Source organism: Mesorhizobium sp. M7A.F.Ca.CA.004.06.1.1 (genome assembly GCF_003999135.1).
GTDB lineage: Bacteria > Pseudomonadota > Alphaproteobacteria > Rhizobiales > Rhizobiaceae > Mesorhizobium.
In genome coordinates, this window is sequence record NZ_RZPQ01000282.1 from 1 (window position 1) to 6,700 (window position 6,700).

5 protein-coding genes and 1 pseudogene are annotated in these 6,700 nt (G+C 63.0%); 4 read left to right on the forward strand and 2 right to left on the reverse strand.

What is annotated here, in order from left to right; all coding sequences use genetic code 11:
• Positions 1-675, forward strand: a 675-nt coding sequence (locus EN906_RS17765; protein WP_245484288.1) for a response regulator transcription factor, incomplete at its 5' end; no start/stop codon positions are given.
• Between the two features lie 38 nt (positions 676-713).
• Here EN906_RS17765 and EN906_RS17770 read toward each other — a convergent pair.
• Positions 714-2,054, reverse strand: a complete 1,341-nt coding sequence (locus tag EN906_RS17770; protein WP_127270232.1) for a hybrid sensor histidine kinase/response regulator — start codon at positions 2,052-2,054, stop codon at positions 714-716.
• A gap of 15 nt (positions 2,055-2,069) precedes the next feature.
• Positions 2,070-3,254, reverse strand: a complete 1,185-nt coding sequence (locus EN906_RS17775) for an FIST signal transduction protein (protein WP_127270230.1) — start codon at positions 3,252-3,254, stop codon at positions 2,070-2,072.
• Positions 3,255-3,518: 264 nt separating this feature from the next.
• Here EN906_RS17775 and EN906_RS17780 point away from each other — a divergent pair, with 264 nt between their 5' ends.
• The 3 genes and pseudogenes from EN906_RS17780 to EN906_RS17790 all read left to right on the forward strand — a co-directional run.
• Complete coding sequence (locus EN906_RS17780; RefSeq protein ID WP_127272058.1) at positions 3,519-4,016, forward strand: (2Fe-2S)-binding protein; 498 nt, start codon at positions 3,519-3,521, stop codon at positions 4,014-4,016.
• 122 nt (positions 4,017-4,138) lie between these two features.
• Complete coding sequence (locus EN906_RS17785) at positions 4,139-6,487, forward strand: xanthine dehydrogenase family protein molybdopterin-binding subunit (protein ID WP_127276722.1); 2,349 nt, start codon at positions 4,139-4,141, stop codon at positions 6,485-6,487.
• 85 nt (positions 6,488-6,572) lie between these two features.
• A pseudogene (locus tag EN906_RS17790) lies at positions 6,573-6,700 on the forward strand (FAD binding domain-containing protein); the annotation flags it as partial.

Here is a 6,700-nt window from a genome sequence, read left to right on the forward strand (position 1 = left end):
ACCCACGAGCGCGCCCGGTTCCTGATCATCGACGACCATCCGCTGTTTCGCGAGGCGCTGCACAGCGCCGTGCAGATGGCCTATCCGGAAGTCGACACGGTGGAGGCGCGCTCGATCACCGAGGCGCTCGATCTTCTGGCCGATGCCAAGCCGTTCGACCTCGCGCTTCTCGACCTCTCGATGCCCGACGTGCACGGTTTTGACGGGCTGCTGCAACTCCGGACCCGCTATCCGCGCCTGCCCGTGGTCATCGTCTCAGGCTATGAGGAGCCGAAGATCATTTCTGAGGCGCTGTCCTACGGCGCTGCCGGCTTCATCCCGAAATCGGCGCGCAAGAGCGACCTCGCCGCCGCCATACGCTCGGTGATGGAAGGCGCGATCTATGTGCCGGAAACCTATGAAGGCCGCACGCCGGACGCCGAAAGCGTCGACCGCGCCGACATGGTGCAGCGCCTGTCGACGCTGACGCCGCAGCAATTGCGCGTGCTGCAGATGCTGCGCCAGGGTCTCCTCAACAAGCAGATCGCCTACGAGCTGCAGGTGGGCGAGACGACTGTGAAGGCGCATGTCTCGGAGATATTGCGCAAGCTCAATGTCTATAGCCGCACGCAGGCGGTGATCGAGGTGTCGAAGCTGGACAATGCGGAGCTGTTTCGGGACCAGGCGGGATTTTGAGCTTTGCTGCGCTCGGCCCTCTGGAGATAAATGACCAGCTAAGCCAGCAAATGCGCCAGCAGCGCCCTTAGTTGTGCCGGTTTCAGCGGCTTGCGCATCAGTTCGATGCCGCCGGAGCGGGCGGCTTTGGCGACTGCTTCCGAACTGTCGGCGGTGACGATCAGCGCCGGCACGGCGCGGCCGAGATAGTCGCGGACTTCAGCGATGGTCGTGGTACCGAGATCGCCGCCGTCGAGATGCTGGTCGGCAATGACGATGTCGGGCACCCAGTCGGTGTCGCCAAGCATGTCGAGCGCATCGTCGGTCGAGGTCGCGGCCCGCACCAGGCATTGCCAGCGTTCGAGCAGGAAGGTCATGGCCTGCAGCACCTCGATATCGTTCTCGACCAGCAGCACCTTGGTGCCGAACAGGCCATAGCCGCGCGGCCGTTCCATGTCGGCAACGCTGGCGATGGCATCGGCTGGCGCACCGATGCCGACCGGAACATCGATGTGGAAGATCGTGCCGCGTCCGACCTTCGACGAGAATGTCACGGGATGGCCGAGCGCGCTGGCCATGCGGCGCACGATGGCGAGCCCGAGCCCGAGACCGCCACCGTCCAGTTCGGCATTGGCCGGCGAGGTGCCGCGATGGAATTCCTCGAACACCGCCTCGCGCTGGTCGTCGGGAATGCCGCAGCCCGTATCGGCGACGTCGATGCGGATGGTGTCGCCGCGATGTCTGGTGCCGACAAGCACGCCGCCCGAGCGTGTATAGCCCAGCGCGTTGGAAAGAATGTTCTGCAGGATGCGGCGCAGCAGCGTGCGGTCGGAGCGGACCACGGCGTGGACCGGCCGGAATTTCAGCGACAGGCCTTTCATCTCCGCCACCGGCAGGAAATCCGAGCGGAGCGACGAGAACAGCGCCTCCAGGCTGACGTCGCCTATGTCGGGCTGCACCACGCCGGCATCGAGCTTTGAGATGTCGAGCAGGGTTCTAAGCAGGTCCTCCATCGTCTCCAGCGAGCGCTCGACCTGCCGCACCAGTTTCTTGCCCTCGTCACTGGTCTGAACTTCGGCGAGCGCCGAAACCGAGAGATGGGCCGCGTTCAGCGGCTGCAGCACGTCGTGGCTGGCAGCGGCGAGGAAACGGGTTTTCGACAGGTTCGCCAGTTCGGCGTTTTCCTTGGCGGCGCTGAGGTCGATGTTCGACTGCTCCAGCCGGCGCAAGGTCGAGTGCAGTTCCTCGGTGCGGGTGCGCACCCGGTTTTCCAGCGAGATCGCGGTCTGGAACAGCGAAAAGGCGTTGCCTTGCTGGTCCATAGAGCGCTCGACGCGGCTGACCAGTGCCGCGTTGATCTTCTTCAGCTTTTCAAGATCGTTTATGTCCCTCAGCGGCATCTTGTTTGCGCCGTCCTATTCCGCCGCCTGGCGCTCGCCAAAGGCGATGCCGGTGAAAGTCTGGTTCAGATGCATCGACCGGTACTGTTCGCCATAGGTGCCGAAGCCGATGACATTGTTGACCCGGTAGAGTTCCGAGATCTCGCGAAATACCTGCCGATTGCGCGCGTCCAGCCGGCGCAGCACGCAGTCGAAGCCGAGGATCATGTCGATACCGCCAAGCCTCTCCTCGACATCGCGCAGGGCGGCGCGCGTCGATTCGACCATGTCCTTGGGTTGAGCGATCGACAGCACAACGCCATCGTCTATGGCGCAGAAGAACGACAGCGAGCCGTCGGCATGCATCTTCTGGATCGACCGGCAATAATATTGGCCGCCCACCTTCACCACCACGGGATGCGAGGCGAAGCTCAGTGGCGTCAGCATCTGCGCGACGATGCCGACGGACGCGGAATATTCCTGCGCCGCATTGGTGGCATTGAACTCGCGCACGATGCGGTGATCGGGATCGGAAGCCGTCACCACCAGTTTTTCATCGGTGGGAACGAAATTGTCGGTCTTGAAGACATGGAAGGGAATTTCGGTCGATATCAGCACGATGATGGCGCTGTCGGAGGTGACCTTGCCGTTCGAGATCAGGCGCGTCGTCTCGAATTTCAGATCGTCGCCGGCGGAGCCGCCAAGCAGCGGAATGTCGTCGAGGCCCCAGTGGATGGCTGAACTCACCGCTTCTTCGGCATAAGAGAGCCCGTCGATGAAGCAGAGCGCGAAAGTGCCTTTGGTCCGATCGCAACCAGGGCGCGCGCGCAGCGATCGCCGCAGGGTCTCCACCTCGCCGGTGATCCTGTCCATACCCGACGAGGACAGATTTTCGACCATCACGCTGACGGCGGTGAACGCGGTGGACGGAAGCAGCATGGCCAGCACATGGCCATCCTCGAGACCTTGCGGCGTGATCTCGCCGGCAGTCGAACAGCCGGCGTGGTGGAGCGCCGGTGCGTGGGTCATGAGCGCCTGGGAAAGGGCGCTGGCTTCGACCAGGCTCTGGGAAAAGAACAGCAGGGCAAAGCCTGCGTCGATGGCGGCTGCTTCCAGTGCGATCGCCTTGGCGAACGCCTCCATGTCGGGCTCGTCCGTAGTGAGCGCCGACAGGCCGCATGCATAGCGCGTCTGTGAATTGGCCAGCGATGTTCTCCGCATTTCCTCCGACGCTTTTTTGTGCGCGGCTGTTTTTAAATGCTTCTGGCGCGCGGGCGTCGACCGACATTGTTGCCTTCAATCGGCGGTTTGGCAATGGGGCCACCGGCACCGCATGTTTGGGCGCGGCCATGACCGAAAGTACAATGTTCCGCGTTTGCGACGTGCTGTTTTTTGTCCGATGTGCGGTGTACGAATAATGCACCACCGAAGCGCGAATACCGCGTCGGCAGCGTGGATACCAAGGTTGATACCCAGGGAGGGACCATGTCGGACGTTTCGTTGATGGTGAACGGAAAGCGGGTCAGCGGTGCTGCCGAGGACCGAACACTTCTGGTTCACTTCCTGCGGGAAAATCTCGGCCTTACCGGCACGCATGTCGGTTGCGACACCTCGCAATGCGGTGCCTGCGTCGTCCACGTCGATGGCAAGGCGGTCAAATCCTGTACGATGCTCGCGGTGCAGGCCTCCGGCTCCACCGTGCTGACGATCGAGGGCCTGGCCAATGGCGCCGACCTGCATCCGGTGCAGGCCGCCTTCAAGGAACATCACGGGCTGCAATGCGGCTTCTGCACGCCGGGCATGATCATGACGGCGACCGACATGATCAGCCGCCACCCCGAAGGGCTCGACGAGGCGACGGTGCGTGCCGAGCTCGACGGCAACATCTGCCGCTGCACCGGCTACCACAACATCGTCAAGGCGATCCTCGCCGCATCGACGACGATGAAGGGGTCCAAGGGTAAGGCGAGACAAGCTGCTTAGGCAAGGGAATAAGGGAGTAGGGCAGTAGGGGAGTAGGGCAAAAAGGCCAACGCAACGAGGCCCTTTTTCCCTAGTCCCTTACTCCCTACTGCCCTACTCCCATAATTCCGGAGGAATTTCTGATGGGCATTGAAGGTGTTGGCGCTCGGGTCGCGCGCAAGGAAGACAAACGGTTCATCACGGGCGCCGGCCGCTATGTCGACGACATGGTGGTTCCCGGCATGAAGCACGCCGCCTTTGTGCGCAGTCCGCACGCGCATGCGCAGATCAAGAAGATCGATGTGAAGAAGGCCCAAGGCATGCCCGGCGTCATCGGCGTGCTGACCGGCAAGGAACTCAAGGCCGACGGCATCGGCAATCTCATCTGCGGTTGGATGATCCACTCCAAGGACGGCTCGCCGATGAAGATGGGAGCGTGGTCGCCACTCGCCTTCGACCGGGTCCGTTATGTCGGCGACGCCGTCGTCATCGTCGTCGCCGAGACCAAGGGGCAGGCGCGCGACGCCGCCGAGGCGGTCGAGATCACCTACAAGGAGCTGAAGGCCGTCGTCGATGCCTCCAAGGCGATGGACAAGGGTGCGCCGCAAATCCACCCCGAAGCGGACAACAATCTGATCTTCGACTGGGACATCGGCAATGCCGACGACACCGCGGCGGCTTTCGGGAAGGCAGCCCATGTCGTCAAGATGGACATCATCAACAACCGGCTGGTGCCCAATGCCATGGAGCCGCGCGCCGCACTTGGCCATTACGACAAGGCCGAGGATCACTATACCTGCTGGACGACCTCGCAGAACCCGCATGTGGCGCGGCTGGTGATGAGCGCCTTCTACAATGTCGCGCCGGAAAACAAGCTGCGCGTGATCGCGCCCGATGTCGGCGGCGGCTTCGGCTCGAAGATCTACATCTATCCCGAAGAGATCGTCTGCCTGTGGGCGTCGAAGAAGACCGGCGTGCCGGTCAAATGGGTGGCCGACCGGACCGAGAGTTTTCTGACCGATGCGCATGGCCGCGACCATCACACCCATGCTGAAATGGCCTTCGACAAGGACCACAGGATCCTCGGCCTGAAGGTGGAAACCCAAGCCAATCTCGGCGCCTACATGTCGCTGTTTTCATCGGCGACGCCGACCTATCTCTATGCGACTCTGCTGTCGGGCCAGTACAACATCCCGGCCATCCACGCCAATGTGAAGGCGATCTACACCAACACCGCGCCCGTCGATGCCTATCGCGGGGCAGGGCGGCCGGAAGCGACCTTCGTCATGGAGCGTATGATGGAGACGGCGGCCCGCCAGTTCGGCGTTTCGCCGGCTGAGTTGCGGCGCAAGAACTTCGTCACCTCGTTTCCGCATCAGACGCCGGTCATCATGTGCTATGACGCCGGCGACTATGCCGCTTCGCTCGATGCGGCAATGCAGGCGTCGGATTATGCCGGCTTCGCCAAGCGCAAGGCCGCCGCCGCCAACAAGGGGCTGCTGCGCGGCATCGGCATGAGCTGCTACATCGAGGCCTGCGGCATCGCGCCGTCTGCGGCCGTCGGCTCGCTCGGCGCCGGTGTCGGCCTTTGGGAATCGGCGGAAGTGCGCGTCAACGCGGTCGGCACGATCGAGGTGCTGACCGGCTCTCACAGCCACGGCCAGGGCCATGAGACGACCTTCGCGCAACTGGTCAATGAGCGCTTCGGCGTGCCGCTCGATTCGGTCTCGATCGTGCATGGCGATACCGACAAGGTGCAGATGGGCATGGGCACCTATGGCTCGCGCTCGGGTGCGGTCGGGATGTCAGCCATCGTCAAGGCGCTCGACAAGGTAGAGGCCAAGGCCAAGAAGATCGCGGCGCACCTGCTCGAGGCCGACGAAGGCGACATCATCATCGAGAACGGCGCGCTGAAGGTGGCCGGCACCGACAAGAACGTGCCGTGGTTCCAGATGGCGCTGGCCGCCTACACTGCCCACAACCTGCCGGGCGGCATGGAGCCCGGGCTCAAGGAGACGGCGTTCTACGATCCGTCGAATTTCACCTTCCCGGCGGGCTGCTATATCTGCGAGGTCGAGGTCGACCCGGAAACCGGCGTGACCGAGATCGTCCAGTTCGTCGCCGCCGACGATTTCGGCAACATCATCAATCCGATGATCGTCGAGGGCCAGGTGCATGGCGGGCTGGCGCAAGGCATTGGCCAGGCACTGCTCGAAGGCGCCCATTACGACAACAGCGGACAATTGCTGACCGCGAGCTACATGGACTACACCATGCCGCGCGCCGGCGATCTGCCGTCGTTCAAGGTCTCGACCTCGAACACGCCTTGCCCGGGCAATCCGTTGGGGATCAAGGGTTGCGGCGAGGCCGGCGCGATCGGCTCGCCGCCGGCGGTGATCAACGCTATCACCGACGCCATCGGCAGCAACGATCTTGCCATGCCGGCTTCGCCGTCCACCGTGTGGGCCGCGATCCGCGCGACGAAACATTGAACGCGAATGGCGAATAGGGGTAGCGAATAGGGAAGAGAATGTTCGCTACTTCCTGCTCGCTCTTTCACCCAGGGGAGAAAGACAAATGTACGCAGTCAACTATCATCGCGCCGCCTCGGTCGCCGATGCCGCCAAGCTGATCAAGACCGGCGACGCCAAGCTGCTTTCGGGCGGTATGACGCTGATCCCGGCGATGAAGACGCGGCTTGCCGC

Bases quoted from the DNA above. Each gene is read 5' to 3' on its own strand.
- EN906_RS17775 (WP_127270230.1), bottom strand. From the start codon at position 3,254: ATGCGGAGAACATCGCTGGCCAATTCACAGACGCGCTATGCATGCGGC.
- EN906_RS17770 (WP_127270232.1), bottom strand. From the start codon at position 2,054: ATGCCGCTGAGGGACATAAACGATCTTGAAAAGCTGAAGAAGATCAAC.
- EN906_RS17780 (WP_127272058.1), top strand. From the start codon at position 3,519: ATGTCGGACGTTTCGTTGATGGTGAACGGAAAGCGGGTCAGCGGTGCT.
- EN906_RS17785 (WP_127276722.1), top strand. From the start codon at position 4,139: ATGGGCATTGAAGGTGTTGGCGCTCGGGTCGCGCGCAAGGAAGACAAA.